Origin of the sequence: Flavobacterium defluvii (assembly GCF_900129555.1) — a bacterium.
Lineage (GTDB): Bacteria > Bacteroidota > Bacteroidia > Flavobacteriales > Flavobacteriaceae > Flavobacterium > Flavobacterium defluvii.
In genome coordinates this window covers 48,070-69,178 of sequence record NZ_FQWC01000004.1, presented here as the reverse complement: position 1 = coordinate 69,178, position 21,109 = coordinate 48,070, and the positions used below count along the sequence as shown (strand labels likewise).

Sequence of the window (21,109 nt, the reverse complement as noted above, 5' to 3'; positions counted from 1 at the left end):
GTTTTTTCTTCATTAAAAATAATCAGGCAATAAACTAAAGCAATGTTAAACCATTTTCTTTTAAAATTTAGAATTCGTAATATTAATATAGAACTTAAAATAATAATGATATGGAAGCTAATAATTTAGGCTCTAAAAAGATAAATGGAGTACAAAAAAATATAGACGAAACAAAAGGAAAGAATATTTCTCACGATGGAAAAGCAGATGATGCCAATCTAAAAAAAGAAGTTGTAACGGATGCTGACGGAAATAAAGAAGTTGTAAAAAGAGCACGAAATGAAAACGAGGATATTGACAAAATCAAAGACAATATAGATCCTAACAATCCAAATGCAAATCGCGGTGTTTCATCTGATGAAGAAGCGAAAAAAACAGTAGAAAATAAAGACCGAAATTCAGACATTACATCAAATCGTTATCCAAATTCAAATCCGGAAAGTCATGAAGATCGCGGTAATATGAAATTAGATGAAGATAAATAATACGGAATTTTTCTCTGATTCAGCTGGTTTTAGTATGAAATAACATTTGATTATGATAAAGTCTTAATCTTATGGTAAACTCCCATTTTACTATGGTCAGCGGTTAATATCTTCGTAAATTACAGCTACAAATTTAAATCTTAAGAATATGTCACTTTTAGAAAACAAAGTAGCTTTTGTATCTGGCGGCGGATCAGGAATTGGGCGTGCTGTTGCAGAAGCTTACGCCCGTGAAGGAGCAAAAGTTGTAATTTCGGATATTAATGTTGAACATGGTGAAGAAACCGTAAAAGTTATAAAAGACAGCGGTGGAGAAGCCTTTTTTGTAAAAGGAGATTCGTCGAGCGCAAGCGACAATAAACGAATGGTTGAGGTTACGGTTTCTAAATACGGCCGATTGGACATTGCCTGCAACAATGCCGGAATGGGCGGCCCTGCAAAGCCAACAGGAGAATACGAACCAGATGCCTGGGATCGTGTAATTGCACTTAATTTAAGCGGTGTTTTTTATGCGTGCCGATATCAGTTGGAACAAATGGAGAAAAATGGGGGAGGAAGTATTGTTAATATCGCCTCTATTCACGGACAGGTTGCCGCGCCCTTAAGTCCTGCGTATACAGCTTCTAAACATGGAGTTGTAGGTTTAACTAAAAATATTGCGGCAGAATATGCTCAGAAAAATATTCGCTGTAATGCCGTTGGACCCGGCTATATTGAAGCGGCATTACTAAAAGACAATTTGAATAATGACGCGATGAATGCAATTGCTTCAAAAGCACCAATGAACCGTTTAGGAACTGCAGAGGAAATTGCCGAATTGGTAACCTTTTTAAGTTCTGAAAAATCTTCTTTCACAACGGGAAGTTATATTATTGCTGATGGAGGTTATACGGCAGTTTAACTTTTTTGAATATAAAAATTACTTAAAGCTGTTTCTTTGAAGCAGCTTTTTTTATATCTCTCAGTAAATAAAAAGTATTTTCTTACTAATAATACAAATCAATTTTAATTTAAGAAAAATCCTCTAAAACGCTTTATTCTTAGCAATAGAGATGATTTAATGGTGAAATATCAGGATATTTTTTATATTTATTTCTGAAATAACTTACAATAAATTTATGTTTTTACAATATTCTCTTAACTTTAAACAGTATAACTTTGATTTGTAAACCCCTATTTTTTTATTTATGAAAAACATTTACTCAATACGCCACCTCGTGGTATTTTTAAGTTTTTTTTGTTATTCTATAAGTCTGGTTGCGCAAACCTTTCCCACACCGCAGGATTTGCCTTATCATCAGGACTTTTCAATTGCGCCAACTGTAACGGCATATCCGGCTGGTTTTCAAGGTTGGACAGCAAGTACATCTCCAGGATCTGCTTTTAATACAAATGCAGTATTAGTTGCAGACAGAGCATTGACTGCCAGCAGTACTGCCGCAACTACAAGTGGTAATTTTCATAATTACGACGGAAAAATTGGTTTTTTAAATACTGGTTCGTTAGACCTTACAATAGGTTTTGCTTTTGATGCTACAGGAGAAACGGCCATTCAGGTTCAGTATGATGCCATGACAATTCGTAATCCGTATGATGTGCCGCCAGCGACAACTAATACTCGTATTAACGAAATGGTTCTGCAATACAGAGTAGGTACAAGTAGTCCGTTTATTTCATTATTATCAACAGCTTATTCAAATAATGATGTAAAGCAGACAACGGCCGTAACGACTCCGCAAAATACTAAAACCATAAAAGTAACTTTACCAGCAGAATGTGATAATCAGCCTTTGGTTCAGATACGATGGATTTCAAGACAAGTTTCAGGAGCAGGTTCGCGTCCATCATTTGCAATTGATAATATAGATATTAAAAGCGATGTTGCGGCTCCTATTAATGCAGCAGGTTATCCAAAAGTAGATAATATCTTAGCTCAAAGTTTTGATTTTATTAATAAACTGGACGAGATAGGAAAAACGTATTATGTTTTATTACCTGGCGGTAGTGCAGAACCAACAATTGCACAAATAAAAGCCGGACAAGATGCGGCTGGAACTGCAGCTTTGCAATCTGGATTTTTAGATATTACAATTGCTTCTCAGGAATTTACTAAAAGTTTTACCGGATTGAGTTTAAGTACTTCTTATTCTGTTTTTTCTGTTTCTGAAGATCCTTATGGAAATGTACAGTCTGCAGTAAACAGGATTGACGCCGCAACTTCGAGTGTGGCTCTGCCTACTTTAACAACTTCGGCGGCTTCTTTAAATTTAGGTTTTTCTGAAGCCAATTTCGATTCGGATATTTTCACGTATCAGCTTCAAGGTGCAAATCTTAGCGATGAGGTTGTTTTAACTTCGACAGCAAATTTTACTATTTCTAAAGATGGCAACACATTTGCATCATCATTAACTTTTGAGGCTGCAGATTTTGCTTCAAACACATCACAAACTGTTTATGTAAAATTTACACCAAACGCAATAAATAGTTTTACAGGAGAAATAACGCACGAATCTAATGGTGCCGCAACTAAAATAGTTACACTTACTGGAGTTGGAATTAATCCGTACATACAAGGTTTCAACGATCCAAATGTTTTATCTAACAGCGGATGGACGCAGTATAATGTTGGGGGAACTTTAAATAAATGGTCGCCAACAACAGTTACCAGAAATGTAAACTCAGGAACGGGAGCAGTTTTGATGAATGGTTATTCTGATTCCGGAGCGAGCAAAGACTGGTTGATTTCTCCTAAATTACATTTAGACACTTTTGGAGAATTTGCATTATTATCTTTTTACTCACGTAAATTTTACTCAGGTCCAGGCTTAAAATTAATGGTTTCTACAGATTATGATGGAAAAAGTAATCCCGAAACAGCAACCTGGGCAGAATTAGACGGTAAATTTCCAACAGTAACAGGAACGTATACAAAATCACAATATATCGATTTAAGCGGATTTAAAACAAGCAGTACGTATGTTGCATGGGTTTACGAAACTACTGCAGGAGGAACTGATTTTGCTGCAGAATGGTCTTTAGATGATGTTGCGATTACAAATGAATTAGGTTACGTAGCTTCAAATCCTGTTTTAGATTTTGGAGATGTGAGTCCAAATACAATTTCGGCAAGCCAGTCTTTTGTTTTTAAAGCCGAAGGCTATGGAGATATTACCATCACAGCACCAGCTGATTATCAATTATCATTAGATAATATTACATTTCAGTCAAGCGTAATTGTTGAAGCGACAGAAGCTGCAAACAACAAAATAATTTATGCAAGATTTACACCTTCATCAAAACAATTAACAATTTCCGGACCCTTAACAGTTACCGGAACTTCGCTAAATAAACAAATAGGCTTATTTACCGGTTCGTCAATTCCAAAAGCAGATACATTTGATGTTGTAACCTATAACTTAGAATTTTTTGGAACTGATGTAAAAGGAACTGACGGAGTAGAATTTGGTCCGACAGATGATGCACTTCAAATTGAAAATGTTGCTAAAGTAATGAACAAACTAAATGCAGACGTTTATGTGGTGCAGGAAGTTTCAGATGATCCTTCGATTGACGCATTAATTCAGAAAATAAATATCAACGGAAAAACATTTGACAAAACAATTTCGACATCATGGTCGTATTCTTTTGATACGCCCGATCCTAATTTTCCTCCGCAGAAATTAGTTGTGCTTTATAATACACAAAATACGACAGTAAAAAAGACTCGTGTAATGTTTAAAGAGTTTTATGATGAAGTTCGTGCCGGAACAAAAACGTTACCCAATTATCCGGGCGGAAACGGCTCAAGCTTTTTCTCATCTGGACGTTTGCCATATTTAGTAACAATCGAAACCAATATTGGCGGATTTACAAAGGAAATCAATCTTGTTGATCTACATGCACGCGCCAACAGCGGAACGGATATTTCACGATATAATATGCGTAAATACGATGCACAGGTTTTAAAAGATAGTCTGGATGCTCATTATTCAAATTCTAATTTAATTATTCTGGGAGATTACAATGATGATGTAAAAGCATCTGTGATAACACCTAACCCTTCATCTTACGAAAATTTTGTTACAGACACTAATAATTATAATGCGCTTACTTTAGGAATCAGTCAGGCAGGCGCTTACAGCTTTTTAAGCTCAGGCGGATTTTTAGATCATATTATTATTAGTAATGAACTGGAAGATGAATACATTGAAAACTCAATTGCAGTTTACGATCCCCGAAATGATATTGCAAATTATACAACTACAACTTCAGATCACGGACCTGTTATTGCGCGTTTTGAGTTAAAACAAGATGTTTTAGCAACGCCTGATTTTGCTAAAAACGGATTTTTTGTAACAGCCTATCCAAATCCTGCTGCTGACGTTTTAAACCTTTCTGTAAAAACAAAAGAAAATAGAAACTTTAAATTAAAGCTTTATGACATAAACGGACGTTTGTTAGGAAATCCGATTGAAATCAAAAGCAGCCAGGAAATTAGTAATACTGTAATGTCTGTAGGTAATTTGTATCCTGGACTTTATATTTATACTTTATCAGAAAATAATAAAGTAATTTATAAAGATAAAATCTTAAAAAAATAATTTTCAGATGAATAATTAATAAAAGCAGTTCGATCGAACTGCTTTTTTATTTTGAAAGTAAAAACTTAGCCCGATTTATATCTATTCGATCAGAAATGGGCAAAAAATAATCCAATTGCCATTGTTGCGTTTTTTGAGCTTGTTTATTGTTTGTTTTATCCCATGGAGGATAAACTCGTGTTGCCCGAATTCCTTCTTTTGTTTGTGTTGTAAAAATTCCTTTTTTTAGCAAAATCTCTTTCGGAAAAATAAACTGCCCCAAAAGATTTTCTTTTTGAACATTTACAATTACAAAATCTATTGTATCAGAATAATCAAAAGGTTCGATAATTCCAGATTTGTTGCGTTTCCATAAAGTTACGAACTGACCCGTTTTGGTTGGCGTAATTTTAGCCGATCTGAATTTAATCTGGCTTTCGCCGATTTTAAAATCGAAAGCCTCATATTCCTGACTTTCCTTTTCGGGTTGAGGTTCAGAACATTCGAAACCGCAAACGTCGTAAATTAGTTCTCTTGCAATTTGGAGATTTTTAGGAACAAATTTTAGATCTTTCCAATCCTTTTTTAAAGTCATTTATTGTTTTATTTTTCCTGTAAATTACAATAAATCAAACATTAATTCAATAAAAAAAGCAGTTCAATTCGAACTGCCTTTTCGTTATATCTATTGGAATTAAAAACAATAAACTATAGATATTAAAAGTTAACATTCAGTCCAAAATTCAATCCCCATTGAAATTGATTAAAAGATTGATTGTTTAGCGGATTTGCATAATAATTAACTGCAGGTTCAACAAAAACATTTGTCTTTTTATAAACCCTGTATTGTACCGTGCTGCTCAAAGTTGTACCGTAAACATAATCATTTGCATTTACATTTTCCCCCATAGAATTACCGTCAATAGCAATACTGTTTGAAATTAATCTGCCTACAAAACCACCTGTATTGAGATTAATGTTTGTTCTTTTTTTGCTAAAAATAGAATACGAAACTTCTAATGGCATTTCGATATATCGTAAATTTTGATCCAGGTTTCCGGTTTCGACATTTTCACTTTGCAAAACATCTTTTGTGCTGTTTGAAACCAGAACATAGCGCGTATCACTTGCAATTTGAGGAACAGTTTCATTTTTTACAAAATAATCACTTGAACTAAAAAGTGCTTGTTTTTTTGCATTCAAGTACGAGACATTGGCCACACTCTGGCCAAGTTCGTTAATTTTAAGACCAGAAGCAACAGCCCATTTTTTATTGATTTTATATTGCGTTTTAACGCCGTACGAATTACTTTGTTTAGAATCGTTTACGTTTCCTAAGGTTTTATTGTTTTTATAATTTTCAGAATTGGCAACTCCGGCAAAAACCTGTAAAGCCCATTTGTCTGCTTTAGATAAAAGTTTGTCTTCTTTTTTCTTTTTCTCTTCTACAGATGCAGCTGCAATTCCTTTTTCCAGATTTTGAAGCTCAGCGAGCTGAACAGAATCTTTTTTACTCAAAATATTTGCATTCGTTATAGCGGCATTGTTTTTAGAATAATCTTTTTGAACACTTGCAATACTTTTTTCAGCAGTTGTTTTTTCAATATTTTCTTTTGAAGGACTCAACGTATTTGAATTTCTCTTCGCAGTCGAATTTGAAGCATTAAATGCCATCGCATTTTTGTTTTTTGAAGACTTAAGATCTTCAAAAATAGAATTTGGCAATTGATTTGCGGATGCCGCGTTAAACTTATTTGTTTTTGCCGGAGCAAACTTCTTCTCTGCTAAAATCTTATCAGCATTTCTTTTTTCAAGATCTGTTGATTGATTTTTTGAACCATAATTAAAAGAATTCGATTTGTTTGGGGCAAATGGTTTCTCGGCAACAGCCTTGTTTAAATTCTCTTTTTTATTGGTTAAAATCTGATTTTTAGATGCCGCATTAAATCCATTTTCTCCAGCTGAAACAAACGTTTTTTCCGCGACAGCGCGATTTGTATTTTCTTTTTTATTGGTAGAAATTTGATTTTTAGAAACGGCATTCAATCCATTTTCCTGAGTTGGAACAAACGTTTTTTCTGCGACTTCACTATTTTTTTGTCCGTTTAGTCCTGATTCAAAATTAATGTTGTTAGTTTTCTTTGGCGAATCAGATTGTTTTTTGGCTGTTTCTGAATTTTGATTTAATGAATTATTCTGCGATTGATTTATTGTTTTTTCTGATGATGAAACCCGATTATTATTAGATTCTTTTTCAAGAATATTTTCATTGTTTTCGATACTTCTTGTTTTGTCTGTCTCATTATTTTTCTGATCCAGAACCACATTATTTTCAACAGAACCATTTTGTATTGTTTTTACTCCCAAATCATTAGAAGTAAAATGCAAAACAGAAGGAAGGAGCAAACCTAATAATAAGCATGCAGCCGCCGACCACCAAAGAATTGCTCTCTTCTTCTTTTTAGGTTTGTCGAGTTTTTCTTCAATCTGACCCCATAATTCAGGAGGCGGAACACTCGTAAAGTCTTCCATTGATGAAAAAATATCTTCTATTTTTTGCTTCTTCATGCTATCTTAAAATTTTTTTTACTCTGTAGTATTCTTTTTTGCAAAATGTGTTTCGCTCTGTTCAAATTTGATTTTGATGTTCCTTCGGAGATTTTTAGTAATTCGGCAATCTCTTTGTGTTTCATTTTCTCAAAAACATAGAGGTTAAAAACCGTTCGGTATTGATCTGGTAAATCTCGGATATATTCCAGGAGTTTTTCCTGCTCTATCGGTATAACGTCCAGTTCTTCTTCTTCGATAAAATCGGTATCGGGGTCAAAAACATCAAGAAAAAAACTTTCTTTTTTCTTCTTATTTAAAGTTTCAATCAGTTTATTAATGAAAATCCGTTTTAGCCAGCCTTCAAAACTTCCTTCAAATTTATATTGGCTTATTTTTTGAAAAACAATTACAAATGCTTCCTGAAAGACATCTTTAGCATCGTCTTCGTTTTTCATATATTTCAGGCATATACCATATAAAACAGGAGAGAACAACTGATATATTTTCAGTTGTCCCTCTCTGTCATTTTTCATGCACAGCTTGATATATTTATCTAAATCGTCTTTCAAAAAATGGATTAATTTGGTTTTGCAAAAATAGTTCTTATATGTTTACAAAACTATCTTTTGTAAAGAGTCAGAACTAGCGGTATTTTGTGTTAGTTTTTGATTATCAAACCTTTTGTCACTTGGTGTCAAGAAACAAAAGGCTTAGTAAACTGTTTATTTTAAATTGTTAATTTTTGATTTAATAGCCATTTTGAAAGCTTTTATTTCGCTGCTTTGATCAGCGGTGTCATTATTGTCAATGTAAATTTTAGTTACTGTTATACCTTGATGAAGTTCAAAATAAACACCACCCTGACCCGCAGAATTTGGCGTACCATACGTTTTAGTCTGACCTTTAATTGCTAAGATTTCTGCAGGAATATTTTTAGAGAACAATGTATATTCACTTCTTACCGTTTTTGCATTGTATTTATACTGCTCAAATTCGTAGTTGTTAACACTTACGCCTAAGAATTTTAAAATATTGTAATCATTGATCTGAAAAAAGTCGTTTGTTGTTCCAAAATTTCCAATTACAATATTATCAGGACTCTCGTTAGTTCTGTTAAACAAAATTCCTTTTGCCGTTTTTGGAATCAAAATAAAATCGGTTGGGTAAGTTGGAGTCTGCGTTAAAGTTTCGCCTGTCTGCGGTCCTTTTTCATAAAAATTAATAATGATTTCGCAGTTGTTTTCAGTAATTGATGTAATTTTTATTGCATAGCCATTTGTAGGTTTAGCCCCGGCAAAAAGTGCAACCATATAGTATTTACTATAATCGATTACAGGATCGCTCGCAACTGTACAAGTATTTTCATGTTTAGTAAAATAAAGATCCATCTTTTCCTGAGAACTTATGATAAGTGCACTCGGATTATTTGGTAAAGTTTTTACACTATAGTTACATAAAATTGGAACGCCAGAAAATGGTAAATCTGCATTTGTTCCGCAATCAACATTCAGGTCGTCGTTGCTAAGTGAGCAGGCACTAAATCCAAAAGCTATAAATAAACTCAACATTAATTTTTTCATGATTATTTTTTAATAGGTTATATCTTGTAGATGACACACTTTTAAAATGGTTGCGTATAACACAAAAAATATGTTTATTTAATTTAGAATTGATAGTAATTCGTGAAATTTCAATTTTAAAATCAGGTACTACGTATTATTGCCTAATTTTACTTAAAATAAACTTAGATATGTTAGAATTTCTTCCACTTTTATTGGCTTTTGTAATTGCCTTGTTTCTTGGGATATACTTAGGAAAAATGTTGTTTTCTGCTCGTTTTCAATCAGAAAAAGTAAGTTTAGAAGAAAGACTTAATGCAAATGCAAATCAGCTGCAACTGCAGAAAGAACAATTTGAAATGGAAAGAATCACTTTTCAAAAACAGCTTCAATTATCTAACTCCGAAAAAGAAAATATTCGAACAGAGAAAGACAGTCTGGCTATTCAGCTTTCTAAAAAAGAAGTTGATTTTGAAAACTTATGGGAACGCCATAAAGAACAAAAAAGCGAAATAAATGAGCTTCAGGAAAAATTTACCAAAGAATTTGAAAATCTGGCAAATAAAATTCTCGAAGAAAAATCGGCTAAATTCACCGAGCAAAATAGTGAAAATATGAAAAACATCCTGTTGCCGCTTCAGGATAAAATTCACATATTTGAACAAAAAGTAGATCAGACACATAAAGAAAGTATCAATTATCACGCCGCACTCCGCCAGCAGATTATTGGTTTAAGCGAAATGAACGCTCAAATGAGTAAAGAAACTTTAAACCTTACAAAAGCATTAAAAGGCGACAGCAAAATGCAGGGAAATTGGGGTGAACTTGTTTTAGAGCGTGTTCTCGAAAAATCAGGTCTGGAAAAAGGCCGTGAATATGAAGTACAGCAAAGTTTTGTCAATGCAGATGGAAATCGTGTTTTTCCAGATGTTGTCATCAACTTGCCTGACGGAAAAAAAATGATTGTCGACTCTAAAGTTTCTCTTGTTGCTTATGAAAAATGGGTAAATGAAGAAACTGATTTATTAAAAGCTGATTTGTTAAAAGAACATGTTTTATCCATTAAACGTCACGTAGAACAGCTCGGAAACAAAAATTATCATGATTTATATCAAATAGAAAGTCCGGATTTTGTTCTGCTTTTTATTCCAATTGAGCCCGCATTTGCTATTGCATTAAACGAAGATTCTACTTTATATAATAAAGCTTTTGACAGAAATATTGTAATTGTTACGCCAAGTACTTTATTGGCAACTTTAAGAACTATCGACAGTATGTGGGCCAATCAAAAACAACAGGAAAATGCTTTTGAAATTGCCAGACAAGCCGGAGCTTTATACGACAAGTTTGAAGGTTTTGTAGTCGACTTGGTAAAAATTGGAAACAAAATAAAAGACACCAAAACAGAATATGAAAGCGCAATGAACAAACTCGTTGACGGAAAAGGAAACCTGATTTCGAGTGTAGAAAGATTGAAAAAAATGGGAGCAAAGGCCAAGAAATCACTTCCGGAAAATATAATCAACAGAGCTTTAAACTCTGATGAAAACGAATTGTTGAGTTAAAATAAAATACCAAATTATTCCAAAAACAAAAAAAAACATGACTGCAGATTTTAAACCCGTTTCATCTTCAAAAATTAGTATATCAGAACTAATGCTTCCGTCGCATACCAATTTTAGCGGTAAAATTCACGGAGGATATATTTTACAATTACTTGATCAGATTGCGTTTGCTTCGGCATCAAAATTTAGCGGTAATTATTGTGTAACAGCTTCAGTTGACACCGTAAATTTTCTTAAACCAATTGAAGTTGGAGAATTGGTTACCATGAAAGCATCGGTAAATTATGTAGGGAGAAGTTCTATGATCGTAGGTATTCGCGTTGAAGCAGAAAATATTCAGACCGGAGTAATCAAACATTGTAATTCGTCTTATTTTACAATGGTTGCCAAAGACAAAGAAGGAAAAAGTGTTCAGGTCCCTGGATTAATTTTATCAAATTTAGATGAGGTTCGACGTTTTAGAAAAGCAATTAAACACATAGAAGTTCGTAAAGAAGTCGAAGAACACGAAAAAATTGCCAATGTAAATTCTATCGAAGATTTGGCAAGCTTAGATAAATACAATGTGCTTCTGGAAATCAGCTAAATTTTCCTATCTTTATTTAAATCACATTAAATAGAGAAATCATGGTAAAATTTGGATATACAATTTTATACGTCGAAGACGTAGAAAAATCAATAGAGTTTTATGAAAACGCATTTGGGTTTGAAAGGAAGTTTATAAGCCCTGATAATGATTACGGAGAATTAAGTACAGGCGAAACTACACTTTCGTTTGCATCAAAAAAACTGGCATCACAAAACTTAAGCGAAGGTTTTATCGAAAGCAGTTTAGAAGACAAACCATTTGCAATCGAATTAGGTTTTATAACCGAAGATGTTGGAGAATTTGTACAAAAAGCAACTTCTTTTGGAGCTGTTTTAGTTTCAGAACCAAAGAAAAAACCTTGGGGACAAGTTGTAGCGTATGTTAGAGATACCGATGGTTTTTTATTGGAGATTTGTACACCAGTTCATGAATAAAATAGATGAATTATAATAATGAATATGAAGTCCCTACGGGACATTTTCGTTATTGACAATATTTTTCTACCGATATGTAATCTCTACGAGATATTTCTTCATAATGTCATTTTTTAGAAAATATTCTGCTAAGAATTACATATCGGTTGAAAAAGTCATTTCGCACATCAATATTTTGTCCCGTAGGGACTTTTACCCATAATATTTCATTATCAAAAAAATCTCGTAGAGATTACATACATATAGGTGAAAAGTCATTTCGCACATCAATATTTTGTCCCGTAGGGACTTTTACCCATAATATTTCATTATCAAAAAAATCTTGTAGAGATTACATACATATAGGTGAAAAAGTCATTTCGGGCATCAACATTTGTCCCGTAAGGAAATTACCCATATATTTCAATACCAAAAAAATCTCGTAGAGATTATATATAGGTGAAAAAGTATTTCGGGCATCAACATTTTGTCCCTTAGAAACATTACCCATATATTTCAATACCAAAAAAAATCTCGTAGAGATTACATATCGGTTGAAAAAGTCATTTCGCACATCAATATTTTGTCCCGTAGGGACTTTACATTTCACATCTCACAATCATCATTTCACAAACAAAAAACATTCACAAATATTTAGCATTAGTTCAGTAACATTACGTTTGTAAATTTCGTAACTTTAAGTATAATCATTAGGTTATAGAATTTTTCACGGAATACTGCCGTTCTATTTTTTAAAACTGTAATTCTCTTCTTTAAAATAGAATGACATAATTGTTTAATTGATGACGATTATGAAAAGAACTACATTGCTTATTTTATTTTTTACTGCATTTTCATTACTTGCCCAAGATAAATTTAAAACCACTACGGCAGTTGTAAATTTTGAAGCTTCTGTTCCTTTTTTTGAAGAAGTAAAAGCAGTAAACAAACTCGGGACCGTTGTTCTTGAGCCAGAAACCAGTACATTAACCTGTACTGTTGTAATCAAAGATTTTCGCTTTAAAATGGACTTAATGCAGGAACATTTTAACGAAAATTATATTGAAAGCCATCGCTATCCAAAAGCTGTTTTTAAAGGCAAAATTCAAAAATTTGATTTAAAAGATATTGATGAAATTGAAAAAGAATTTGATGTAATAGGAAAGCTATATCTGCACGGAAAATCGAAAATAATCGAAATGAAAGCTTTAATAAAAAAAGTGCCGGAAGGGATACAAATTTCGTGCAATTACCCAATTTCAGTTTCAGATTTTAATATTGCCATACCAAGTATGGTGGCTAGTAAAATTTCAAAAACAGCCAATACCAATTTATTAGGCGTTGTGCAGAGTGAAGAAATGAAATACGTGACTTTGAAATAAACTTTTCTAAAACAATTTAGTTAATACTTGCTATAAGCGCTTTTTCAAGATCGGTAAATTGAAATTCAAATCCCGTTTTTTGTATTTTTTCAGATGATACCCTTTGCCCTGTTAAAATGGCTTCGCTCATTTCGCCCAAAACAATTCTCAGCAAAAATGACGGAATTTTAGGGAGCCAGATAGCATATCCGTATAATGCAGCCAGTATTTTAGAGAACCTCGAATTTGTAGTGTTATCTGTCACAGCCGCATTATATGGGCCATGCATTTTGTTGTCAGCAATGGCTTTGCAATATATTTGGCATAAGTCTTCGACATGAATCCAGGGTAGATATTGTTTTCCGGTTCCTAAAACCGCTCCAAATCCCGATTTAAAGCCAGGATTTATTTTTTTTAAAAAACCTTCGTCTTTTCCTAAAACAATTGCTGTTCGGATTTTTACGGTTCGAATGCCCAAATTTTCAATTTTATCTGAAGCCTTTTCCCAAATCTGGCAGGTTGTCCCCAAAAAATCATTTGCTGGAGGCGTTTCTTCTGTACAGATTTTATGACTCGTAACAGCACCATAAATTCCTACCGCCGAAGCCGAAACAAAACCATTTAACTTTTTGTCATGTTTTTCTAAAACAGAATAAATTAAATCAATAGGTTTAGTGCGGCTTTGCAAAATTGCTTTCTTTCTTTTTTCTGTCCATCGTTTTTCTACAATTCCTTCGCCGGCAAGATGAATGATAAAATCAGCATTTAAAACTGCATTTTCATCAATATAATTCTTGTTTAAATCCCATTTATAATATGTGATTTCTGATGTATTTTCTTTATCAGAACGGCTCAAAACAGATACAGAATATCCGGCACCAATTAGAATATTGGTTAAATAATTTCCAATGAATCCGCTTCCGCCGGTTAATAGAACATTTTGAGACATAATAGTTTATAATATATTTAACAGTGTATCTTGTTTAAGGATTAGTAAAGATACTTAAACAATGTTTACCTTTATGGCAAATTCTAAATTTTAATAAAATGGCGGCTAAAAAAAAGGTAATTACCAAAGATGATATCATTTCAAAATATATGGAAGAAGTTCTCGAAAAAGGCCAAAAACCAAAATCAGTATATCATTTTGCCAAAGAAAATGATTTTACCGAAGCGGAGTTTTATTCTTTTTTTGGAACATTAGAAGGTTTAGAAAAAGAAATATTCCGACTGTTTTTTGAAAACACAGTTAACCTGCTTCACAAAAATGAAGAATACCAGCAATACGATATGAAGAACAAAATGCTGAGTTTCTATTTTACTTTCTTCGAAATACTAACAGCAAACAGAAGCTACGTTTTACAAACGCTTAAAATCGACAGAAACCCGCTTAAAAATTTAGTTCAGCTGACAACGCTGCGCGAAAGTTTTAAAAATTATGTTTCGGAAATTCTGACTGATGATTACAGATTAGAAGTTGAAAAGCTGCAGAAATTTCAGGAAAAAGCCATTCAGGAATCGGCCTGGCTGCAATTAATGATGACCATTAAATTTTGGATGGAAGACGAATCTGCAGCATTTGAAAAAACAGATATTTTTATCGAAAAATCGGTTAATGCTTCATTCGAATTAATGAATGTGGCGCCAATGAATCATTTAATAGATTTTGGAAAATTTCTATTTAAAGAAAAAGTATACAGCAGACAATGAAAACAATCGATTATATTCCGACCTCAAAAATAGAAAGAGCCGGAAAACTAGTTCAAACAGGAGCAAAAATTGGTGTAAACTATATTAAACATTACGCCGAAAAAGTTGTAAATCCTGATTTAACCCGAGATAAACTAAACGAAAATAACGCAGAAGATATTTACGACGGACTAAAAAGCTTAAAAGGAAGCGCACTTAAAGTAGCGCAGATGTTAAGCATGGATAAAAACTTTCTGCCTCAGGCTTATGTGGAGAAATTTTCGCTTTCGCAATTTTCTGTTCCGCCGCTTTCTGCGCCTTTGGTTTTAAAAACCTTCAAAAACAATTTTGGAAAAACTCCTTATGAAATTTTTGACGAATTCAACCCAAATTCAGTAAATGCGGCAAGTATTGGCCAAGTACATCTGGCTAAGAAAAATGATAAAAAACTAGCCGTTAAAATTCAATATCCGGGCGTTGCAAATAGTATTTCTTCTGATTTGGCTTTGGTAAAACCAATTGCCATCAGAATGTTTAATCTGCAGGGAAAAGATTCGGATAAATATTTTAAAGAAGTTGAAGATAAACTGATTGAAGAAACTAACTATTTGTTAGAATTAAAACAAAGTCAGGAAGTTGTAGATGCTTGTAATAAAATCGAAAACATCACTTTCCCAAATTATTATCCTGAGTTTTCTTCAGAGAAAATCATTACAATGGATTGGATGACAGGAATTCATCTTTCTGAATTTACAGCAGTAAATACAGATCAGGAAGTTGGCGATAAAATAGGGCAGGCACTTTGGGATTTTTATATGTATCAAATTCATGTTCTGCGAAAAGTTCATGCCGATCCGCATCCCGGAAATTTCTTAGTTGATGATCAAAATCAATTGATTGCTTTAGATTTTGGCTGTATGAAACAAATTCCCGAAGAATTTTATACACCATATTTTGAGTTAATCAATAAAAATGTGATTACGGATGAAAAGCTCTTTAATAATAAATTATTCGAATTAGAAATTCTTCGTCCGGACGATTCTCCAGCAGAAGTAGAATATTTTACCGAAATGTTTCATGATTTGTTATCACTTTTCACCAAACCGTTTCAAAACGAAACTTTCGATTTTGCCGATGAAACTTTCTTCAATGCAATTGCCGAATTAGGTAAACGTTTTTCTGAAGATACAAATTTGAAAAAAATGAACGGGAATCGTGGTTCTAAACACTTTATCTATATGAACCGTACTTTCTTCGGTCTTTATAATTTAATGTTTGACTTGAAAGCGAAAATTGTGGTGGAGAATTATTTGAAGTATTAAAAGTGTTGTTTCAAGTTTCAGGTTTCACGTTGCATAGCCTGAAACTTGAAACATAACTTATTTCAAAATTCCAGCTTTGTAGACCGCAATCGCACGATCTCTCGCCATCGCATGATCAACCATAGGTTCTGCATACCCAAAATCAAATTCAGGAATCCATTTTCGGATATAGATTCCTTTTTCGTCAAATTTTTTCTGTTGGATTTCAGGATTGAAAACTCTAAAGTATGGCGCAGCATCACAGCCTGTTCCTGCCGCCCATTGCCAGTTTCCTACGTTTGAAGCTAATTCAAAATCCAGTAATTTTTCAGCAAAATAAGCTTCGCCCCATTGCCAGTTAATTAATAAATGTTTGCATAAAAAACTTGCAACAACCATACGTACGCGATTGTGCATGTATCCCGTTTCATTAAGCTGGCGCATTCCGGCATCGACCATTGGATAACCTGTGTTTCCGGAACACCAGCGTTTAAAATCGTCTGAGTTATTTCGCCACTGAATTCCGTCGTAAGCCGATTTAAAATTATGATTCACACAATTTGGAAAACTAAATAGAATCTGAATAAAGAATTCTCTCCAAATCAATTCACTTAAAAATGTCTGGTTTTTTCTGTTGGCCCAGTTTACAAGTTTGCGAATACTTACGGTTCCAAAACGTAAATGTGGAGAAAGATAAGAAGTGCTGTCTAAAGCCGGAAAATCTCGTGTTTCTTTATAATTACCAATTTGAGATAAATTATGAGGCTGAACTTTTATTGAACTTCTTTCAAAACCTATTGTGGCTAAATCCGGAAACGAAAATTGGGTTTTTGCAAAATTAGAATTGAATTTAGCAGAATCATATTCTGGACCCGATCCTGAAAGATGATATTTTTCAAGCCATTTATTTTTGTACGGAGTATAAACTGTATAGGGACTTCCGTCTGCTTTTGTGATTTCTTTTTCTTCGAAAATTACGTGATCTTTAAAAGAGAATGATTCGACATTGTTTTCTTTTAATACAGAACTGATTTCTGTATCGCGTTTAATTGCAAAAGGTTCGTAATCTTTATTGTAGAATACTTTTTGAATATCGAATTCTTCTAAAAGTGATTTCCAAACGTCTGTAGTTTTTCCTTTTTTGATTAAAATTGAAGATTCGAAAGTATTTAATTCTGAATTTATTTTTTGAAGCGAATCATAAATAAAACTTACTCTGGCATCGTTTTTAGGAAGATGATCCAGAATATCATCATCAAAAATAAATAAAGGAATTACAGGAAAACCAGATTGTAAAGCGTGAAATAATCCGGTATTGTCTTCAAGACGTAAATCGCGTCTAAACCAGAAAAAAGAAACTTTTTGTTTTGTCATTTTTTAATTTTCGCTTGACGAATATTTTGTATTGTGAATAGTTTTAAACACATAGAAACATAGATTTTATTTTCTTGCTATGTTTCTATGTGTTTAAAATGATATTTAAATGCTTTTTTGCTCAGCGTTAATTTTTATAATTTTTGGTTGCGATTTTGAATTAAACAATTCTTCGATTTTATTGTATCGGAAATCAAAAATGGTTTTCAGCTTATTTTTTACAATTAATCTATTCATGATTCGGCCAAAAATTCCTAGTGGAAGTGCGTAATGAACAACATCTGTCATTTTGGTTCCGCCCTCCGGAGTTCGTTCAAAAAAGTGTTTGTGATGCCAAAGTTTATAAGGTCCAAAGCGTTGAACGTCGATAAAATAATGGTTTTCTTTGCAGGCTGTAATTTCGGTTACCCAGGAAATTTTGATCCCGAAAAGTGGTCGTAACGTGTACGTTATAATTTGACCGTGATACATTCGCTTTTCATCAAAATCCTGAATCTCAAAATTCATATTGTCGAGAGTAATGGTCTGAAGGTTTTTTGGACTGGAGAAAAAATCCCAGCATTCTTCTACGCTGGCATTTACATATTGAACAGTTGCTATTTTGTATAATTTCATCTTCTTAATTGTTACTAATGTTTCTTACTAAGTTACATTTTATAATATTTAAAAGGTACAAACAACATTCCGAAACATTCTCCTTTTTCTTTATTAAGGTGTTTATGGTGTATTTTATGCGCTTTTCTAAGTCCGATGAGATATTTGTTTTTGGTATTTTTAAACCATTTAAAACGCTGATGAATTAAAACATCGTGTATTAAAAAATAGCAGGTTCCGTAAAGTGTAATACCGCAGGCAACAAAAAATAAATAGTTGAAACCACCCTGTACGCCAAAATAAAACAAGAGAATACTTGGAATGGCAAAAATGACAAAAAAGATGTCGTTGCGCTCAAAAGGATGCTCGTATTTTGGCTGATGATGATCTGCATGAAAATACCACATGAAACCATGCATTACATATTTGTGTGTAAGCCAGGTAACACATTCCATAAACAGAAAAACGCCTAAAAAGATTAAAAAAGAAATCATTTTTATAAATGTTGTAATTAAAATTATAATTTAAATTCTTTTGAGTTTAGCTTTAGATTATAAAAGATTGACTCTAAAGATTTTTGTTTATTCTCATCCTGAGCGAAGTTGAAGGGTCGCAAGTAACTTCGTAATCTTAGATGACAATCTTTGTCGAGCTGCTTACGTTCCTTCAACTTCGCTCAGGATGACAAACTGTTTGCTTAATCAAAATAACAAAATACTACACCAACTTCAATTTATAAGTCACAAAAGACTGTGCTAAAAGTCCGGCTTTTGTATAATTCGAAACCCTTATTCTCGAATTTCCAATTTTGTGAGACGGTGTATTTTTTAGTTTTTTCAATAGTTTTCTGTAATAAACATAAGCAGTATAAACCCCAAATTTGGCTTCGATTGGCAGTTTTACAATTCCCTGATAAGCAATGCGGAAATCTTCTTCAATTTCCTTAATGATTTCTGCTTTAGAATCTTCGTTGAAATTTTCAAGATTAATTCCGGGAAAATATGTTCGGTTTAAGATCGTATTGTCGTCTTTTAAATCCCTTAAAAAATTTACTTTCTGAAAAGCCGAACCCAGTCGCATGGCTTCGTCCTTTAATTGTTCGTATTTATGTTCCTTGCCGGAAACAAAAACCTTCAGGCACATTAATCCCACAACATCGGCCGAACCGTAAATATAATCAGCATATTCGGTTTGGGTATTGTATGTTGATTTTATAAGATCGAGTTTCATACTTTTTAAAAATGCCTGAATCAGATCGTCGGTAATATTATATTCTTTTACAGTATGCTGAAAAGAATTGAGAATAGGATTTAAGCTGATTCCTAATTCCATTGCTTTGTAATATTCTTTTTCGAAATCGTCTATTAAATACGCTTTTTCATAATCATGAAAAGAGTCTACGATTTCGTCAGCAAAACGAACGAATCCGTAAATGCTGTAAATAGCATCGCGAATGCTAGGAGAAAGCATTTTTACAGCCAGCGAAAAAGACGAGCTGTAATTTTTGGTAACCAATTTGCTGCATTTGAAAGAAACGGCGTCGAATAGTGATTTCATTTTTTTAAGATCTTAAAGATTTTTGAATTAATTCAGCTGCGAGTTTTCCTGAAATTAACGCAGGCGGAACACCTGGACCGGGAACAGTTAATTGCCCTGTAAAATATAAATTACGAACTTTTTTGCTTTTTAGTTTTGGACGCAGAAAAGCCGTTTGCAATAAAGTATTGGCCATTCCGTAAGCATTTCCTTTGTAGGCGTTATAATCGGTTACAAAATCATTTTTACAGAAAGACTTTTTAAATACAATGTTATTTTTTATTTTTTGCTGTGTAAGCTGCTCAAAACGAGTGATTATCTTTTCGAAATATTCTTCACGAAGTTCTTCATTATCTTCAATTCCCGGTGCGAGAGGAATAAGAAAAAAACCGGTTTCCATTCCTTCGGGTGCAGCTGTTAAATCTGTTTTTGATGGGAAATTGGCATAGAATAAAGGTGACACCGGCCATTTTGGTTTATCATAAATATCAACTGCGTGCTGATTAAAATCAGTATCAAAAAATAAAGCGTGATGCGAAATATTTTCGATTTTTTTATTGAAACCAACAAAAAAGAGCAGGGAAGAAGGTGCAAAAACGCGGCTCTGCCAATATTTATCAGAATAAACGCGGTGTTCTTTTTCCAGTAAAGTTTCGGTATGTTGATAATCGGCTCCGCTTAAAATAATATCGGCATTTATAATTTCGCCATTAATTATAATTCCTTTTGCAGTTTTGTCTTCAACGATTATTTTTTCAATTGGCGAATTGGTTTTTATGGTTACGCCAAGTTCCAGAGCTAGTTTTTCTAAACCACGAATAACATCAAACATTCCTGTTTTTGGATGCCAGGTTCCGAGTCCAAAATCGGCATAATTCATGAAATTGTAGAATGATGGCGTTTTAGTTGGTTTTGCACCGAGAAATAAAACAGGAAATTCAAGAATCTGAATCAGTTTTTCATTTTTGAATTTTCTGCGAATATCGGCACTTACATTTCCCAGAAACTGATTAAGTTTTAAAGCGGTTTCTTTCGTAATTAATTCCAGCGGAGAAATTCCGGGGCGATATACCAAATCTTTTATGGCAATGTCATAATTGCTTTTGGCCTGATTGATAAAGTCTTCGAGTTTTTTGGCGCTTCCTTTTTCAATTTCTTCAAATGTCGATTTTATTTCTTCTAAATTATCGTAAATGCTGATGAAATCATTTATGCCGAAATAAACCCGATAGGCGGGATTTAATTTTACAAGCTCATAATAATCTGAAGATTTTTTATCAAAGTCCTGAAAAAATCGTTCAAAAACATCGGGCATCCAATACCAGCTTGGTCCCATGTCGAAGGTAAAACCGTCTTTTGTAAACTGTCTGGCGCGGCCGCCAATTGTTGGATTTTTTTCAAAAATAGTGACCTTGTTTCCTTGTTGAGACAAGTAACACGAAGCGGCTAACGATGAAAAGCCAGATCCTATTATGGCGATTGTTTTTGTCATTTGTTTAACAAATATACAAAA

General features: G+C 33.3%; 19 protein-coding genes. 9 read left to right on the top strand and 10 right to left on the bottom strand.

Annotated features, from left to right (window positions below; translation table 11 throughout):
* Positions 1 to 110: 110 nt before the first annotated feature.
* The 3 genes from BUC29_RS10680 (at position 111) to BUC29_RS10670 (ending at position 5,086) form a co-directional block, all read left to right on the top strand.
* The gene (locus BUC29_RS10680) at positions 111 to 485 is read left to right on the top strand and encodes a hypothetical protein (protein ID WP_073416131.1); all 375 of its coding nucleotides are present in this window, start codon (positions 111 to 113) and stop codon (positions 483 to 485) included.
* Positions 486 to 633: 148 nt separating this feature from the next.
* Positions 634 to 1,386: an SDR family NAD(P)-dependent oxidoreductase gene (locus tag BUC29_RS10675; RefSeq protein ID WP_073416129.1), complete on the top strand. Its 753-nt coding sequence runs from the start codon at positions 634 to 636 to the stop codon at positions 1,384 to 1,386.
* Positions 1,387 to 1,672: 286 nt separating this feature from the next.
* Positions 1,673 to 5,086, top strand: a complete 3,414-nt coding sequence (locus BUC29_RS10670; RefSeq protein ID WP_073416128.1) for a T9SS-dependent choice-of-anchor J family protein — start codon at positions 1,673 to 1,675, stop codon at positions 5,084 to 5,086.
* Between the two features lie 46 nt (positions 5,087 to 5,132).
* Here the strand turns inward: BUC29_RS10670 and BUC29_RS10665 are convergent, their stop codons facing one another.
* The 4 genes from BUC29_RS10665 to BUC29_RS10650 all read right to left on the bottom strand — a co-directional run bounded on the left by BUC29_RS10665 (position 5,133) and on the right by BUC29_RS10650 (position 9,195).
* Positions 5,133 to 5,660 (bottom strand): MepB family protein, encoded by a 528-nt coding sequence (locus BUC29_RS10665; RefSeq protein ID WP_073416126.1) that lies wholly within the window; start codon positions 5,658 to 5,660, stop codon positions 5,133 to 5,135.
* Positions 5,661 to 5,782: 122 nt separating this feature from the next.
* The gene (locus tag BUC29_RS10660; RefSeq protein ID WP_073416125.1) at positions 5,783 to 7,633 is read right to left on the bottom strand and encodes a hypothetical protein; all 1,851 of its coding nucleotides are present in this window, start codon (positions 7,631 to 7,633) and stop codon (positions 5,783 to 5,785) included.
* Complete coding sequence (locus BUC29_RS10655) at positions 7,630 to 8,184, bottom strand: RNA polymerase sigma factor (protein WP_073416123.1); 555 nt, start codon at positions 8,182 to 8,184, stop codon at positions 7,630 to 7,632. The genes BUC29_RS10660 and BUC29_RS10655 overlap by 4 nt, the downstream gene beginning before the upstream one ends.
* Positions 8,185 to 8,337: 153 nt before the next feature.
* Positions 8,338 to 9,195 (bottom strand): protease complex subunit PrcB family protein, encoded by an 858-nt coding sequence (locus tag BUC29_RS10650; RefSeq protein WP_073416121.1) that lies wholly within the window; start codon positions 9,193 to 9,195, stop codon positions 8,338 to 8,340.
* Between the two features lie 170 nt (positions 9,196 to 9,365).
* On the opposite strand from BUC29_RS10650, the gene rmuC reads away from it, so the two are divergent.
* From rmuC to BUC29_RS10630, 4 genes are all read left to right on the top strand, one after another.
* Positions 9,366 to 10,739, top strand: coding sequence for a DNA recombination protein RmuC (gene rmuC / locus BUC29_RS10645; protein ID WP_073416120.1), 1,374 nt, complete (start codon positions 9,366 to 9,368; stop codon positions 10,737 to 10,739).
* Between the two features lie 37 nt (positions 10,740 to 10,776).
* A complete protein-coding gene (locus BUC29_RS10640) occupies positions 10,777 to 11,325 on the top strand; it encodes an acyl-CoA thioesterase (RefSeq protein WP_073416118.1) in 549 nt (182 codons plus the stop codon).
* A 41-nt stretch (positions 11,326 to 11,366) separates the two neighbouring features.
* Entirely contained in the window at positions 11,367 to 11,762 is a 396-nt protein-coding gene (locus BUC29_RS10635) for a VOC family protein (protein WP_073416116.1), read from the top strand.
* A 791-nt stretch (positions 11,763 to 12,553) separates the two neighbouring features.
* Positions 12,554 to 13,123 carry a YceI family protein gene (locus BUC29_RS10630; protein WP_073416114.1) on the top strand — a complete coding sequence of 190 codons (570 nt, stop codon included), beginning with the start codon at positions 12,554 to 12,556 and terminating at the stop codon, positions 13,121 to 13,123.
* Between the two features lie 16 nt (positions 13,124 to 13,139).
* Here BUC29_RS10630 and BUC29_RS10625 read toward each other — a convergent pair whose 3' ends face one another.
* Positions 13,140 to 14,051 carry a TIGR01777 family oxidoreductase gene (locus BUC29_RS10625; protein WP_073416112.1) on the bottom strand — a complete coding sequence of 304 codons (912 nt, stop codon included), beginning with the start codon at positions 14,049 to 14,051 and terminating at the stop codon, positions 13,140 to 13,142.
* A gap of 98 nt (positions 14,052 to 14,149) precedes the next feature.
* On the opposite strand from BUC29_RS10625, the gene BUC29_RS10620 reads away from it, so the two are divergent.
* Positions 14,150 to 14,812, top strand: coding sequence for a TetR family transcriptional regulator C-terminal domain-containing protein (locus tag BUC29_RS10620; RefSeq protein WP_073416111.1), 663 nt, complete (start codon positions 14,150 to 14,152; stop codon positions 14,810 to 14,812).
* On the top strand, positions 14,809 to 16,113 hold the full coding sequence (locus BUC29_RS10615; RefSeq protein ID WP_073416109.1) for an ABC1 kinase family protein: 1,305 nt from the start codon (positions 14,809 to 14,811) through the stop codon (positions 16,111 to 16,113). Before BUC29_RS10620 ends, BUC29_RS10615 begins: the two co-directional genes overlap by 4 nt.
* Positions 16,114 to 16,170: 57 nt before the next feature.
* Here BUC29_RS10615 and BUC29_RS10610 read toward each other — a convergent pair whose 3' ends face one another.
* The 5 genes from BUC29_RS10610 to BUC29_RS10590 all read right to left on the bottom strand — a co-directional run bounded on the left by BUC29_RS10610 (position 16,171) and on the right by BUC29_RS10590 (position 21,088).
* Positions 16,171 to 17,466, bottom strand: a complete 1,296-nt coding sequence (locus BUC29_RS10610) for a cryptochrome/photolyase family protein (protein ID WP_073416107.1) — start codon at positions 17,464 to 17,466, stop codon at positions 16,171 to 16,173.
* A 105-nt stretch (positions 17,467 to 17,571) separates the two neighbouring features.
* A complete protein-coding gene (locus BUC29_RS10605; protein ID WP_073416105.1) occupies positions 17,572 to 18,081 on the bottom strand; it encodes an SRPBCC family protein in 510 nt (169 codons plus the stop codon).
* 32 nt (positions 18,082 to 18,113) lie between these two features.
* A complete protein-coding gene (locus tag BUC29_RS10600) occupies positions 18,114 to 18,554 on the bottom strand; it encodes a sterol desaturase family protein (RefSeq protein WP_073416103.1) in 441 nt (146 codons plus the stop codon).
* Positions 18,555 to 18,777: 223 nt separating this feature from the next.
* Complete coding sequence (locus BUC29_RS10595) at positions 18,778 to 19,617, bottom strand: phytoene/squalene synthase family protein (protein WP_073416101.1); 840 nt, start codon at positions 19,615 to 19,617, stop codon at positions 18,778 to 18,780.
* A gap of 4 nt (positions 19,618 to 19,621) precedes the next feature.
* Positions 19,622 to 21,088: a phytoene desaturase family protein gene (locus BUC29_RS10590; RefSeq protein ID WP_073416099.1), complete on the bottom strand. Its 1,467-nt coding sequence runs from the start codon at positions 21,086 to 21,088 to the stop codon at positions 19,622 to 19,624.
* Positions 21,089 to 21,109: the final 21 nt, after the last annotated feature.

What these genes read in the sequence shown, in the direction of transcription:
- BUC29_RS10630 (WP_073416114.1), top strand. Translation starts at nt 12,554, where the DNA reads ATGAAAAGAACTACATTGCTTATTTTATTTTTTACTGCATTTTCATTA.
- BUC29_RS10635 (WP_073416116.1), top strand. Translation starts at nt 11,367, where the DNA reads ATGGTAAAATTTGGATATACAATTTTATACGTCGAAGACGTAGAAAAA.
- rmuC (WP_073416120.1), top strand. Translation starts at nt 9,366, where the DNA reads ATGTTAGAATTTCTTCCACTTTTATTGGCTTTTGTAATTGCCTTGTTT.
- BUC29_RS10625 (WP_073416112.1), bottom strand. Translation starts at nt 14,051, where the DNA reads ATGTCTCAAAATGTTCTATTAACCGGCGGAAGCGGATTCATTGGAAAT.
- BUC29_RS10615 (WP_073416109.1), top strand. Translation starts at nt 14,809, where the DNA reads ATGAAAACAATCGATTATATTCCGACCTCAAAAATAGAAAGAGCCGGA.
- BUC29_RS10650 (WP_073416121.1), bottom strand. Translation starts at nt 9,195, where the DNA reads ATGAAAAAATTAATGTTGAGTTTATTTATAGCTTTTGGATTTAGTGCC.
- BUC29_RS10670 (WP_073416128.1), top strand. Translation starts at nt 1,673, where the DNA reads ATGAAAAACATTTACTCAATACGCCACCTCGTGGTATTTTTAAGTTTT.
- BUC29_RS10590 (WP_073416099.1), bottom strand. Translation starts at nt 21,088, where the DNA reads ATGACAAAAACAATCGCCATAATAGGATCTGGCTTTTCATCGTTAGCC.
- BUC29_RS10660 (WP_073416125.1), bottom strand. Translation starts at nt 7,633, where the DNA reads ATGAAGAAGCAAAAAATAGAAGATATTTTTTCATCAATGGAAGACTTT.
- BUC29_RS10610 (WP_073416107.1), bottom strand. Translation starts at nt 17,466, where the DNA reads ATGACAAAACAAAAAGTTTCTTTTTTCTGGTTTAGACGCGATTTACGT.
- BUC29_RS10680 (WP_073416131.1), top strand. Translation starts at nt 111, where the DNA reads ATGGAAGCTAATAATTTAGGCTCTAAAAAGATAAATGGAGTACAAAAA.
- BUC29_RS10595 (WP_073416101.1), bottom strand. Translation starts at nt 19,617, where the DNA reads ATGAAATCACTATTCGACGCCGTTTCTTTCAAATGCAGCAAATTGGTT.
- BUC29_RS10620 (WP_073416111.1), top strand. Translation starts at nt 14,150, where the DNA reads ATGGCGGCTAAAAAAAAGGTAATTACCAAAGATGATATCATTTCAAAA.
- BUC29_RS10600 (WP_073416103.1), bottom strand. Translation starts at nt 18,554, where the DNA reads ATGATTTCTTTTTTAATCTTTTTAGGCGTTTTTCTGTTTATGGAATGT.
- BUC29_RS10605 (WP_073416105.1), bottom strand. Translation starts at nt 18,081, where the DNA reads ATGAAATTATACAAAATAGCAACTGTTCAATATGTAAATGCCAGCGTA.
- BUC29_RS10665 (WP_073416126.1), bottom strand. Translation starts at nt 5,660, where the DNA reads ATGACTTTAAAAAAGGATTGGAAAGATCTAAAATTTGTTCCTAAAAAT.
- BUC29_RS10675 (WP_073416129.1), top strand. Translation starts at nt 634, where the DNA reads ATGTCACTTTTAGAAAACAAAGTAGCTTTTGTATCTGGCGGCGGATCA.
- BUC29_RS10640 (WP_073416118.1), top strand. Translation starts at nt 10,777, where the DNA reads ATGACTGCAGATTTTAAACCCGTTTCATCTTCAAAAATTAGTATATCA.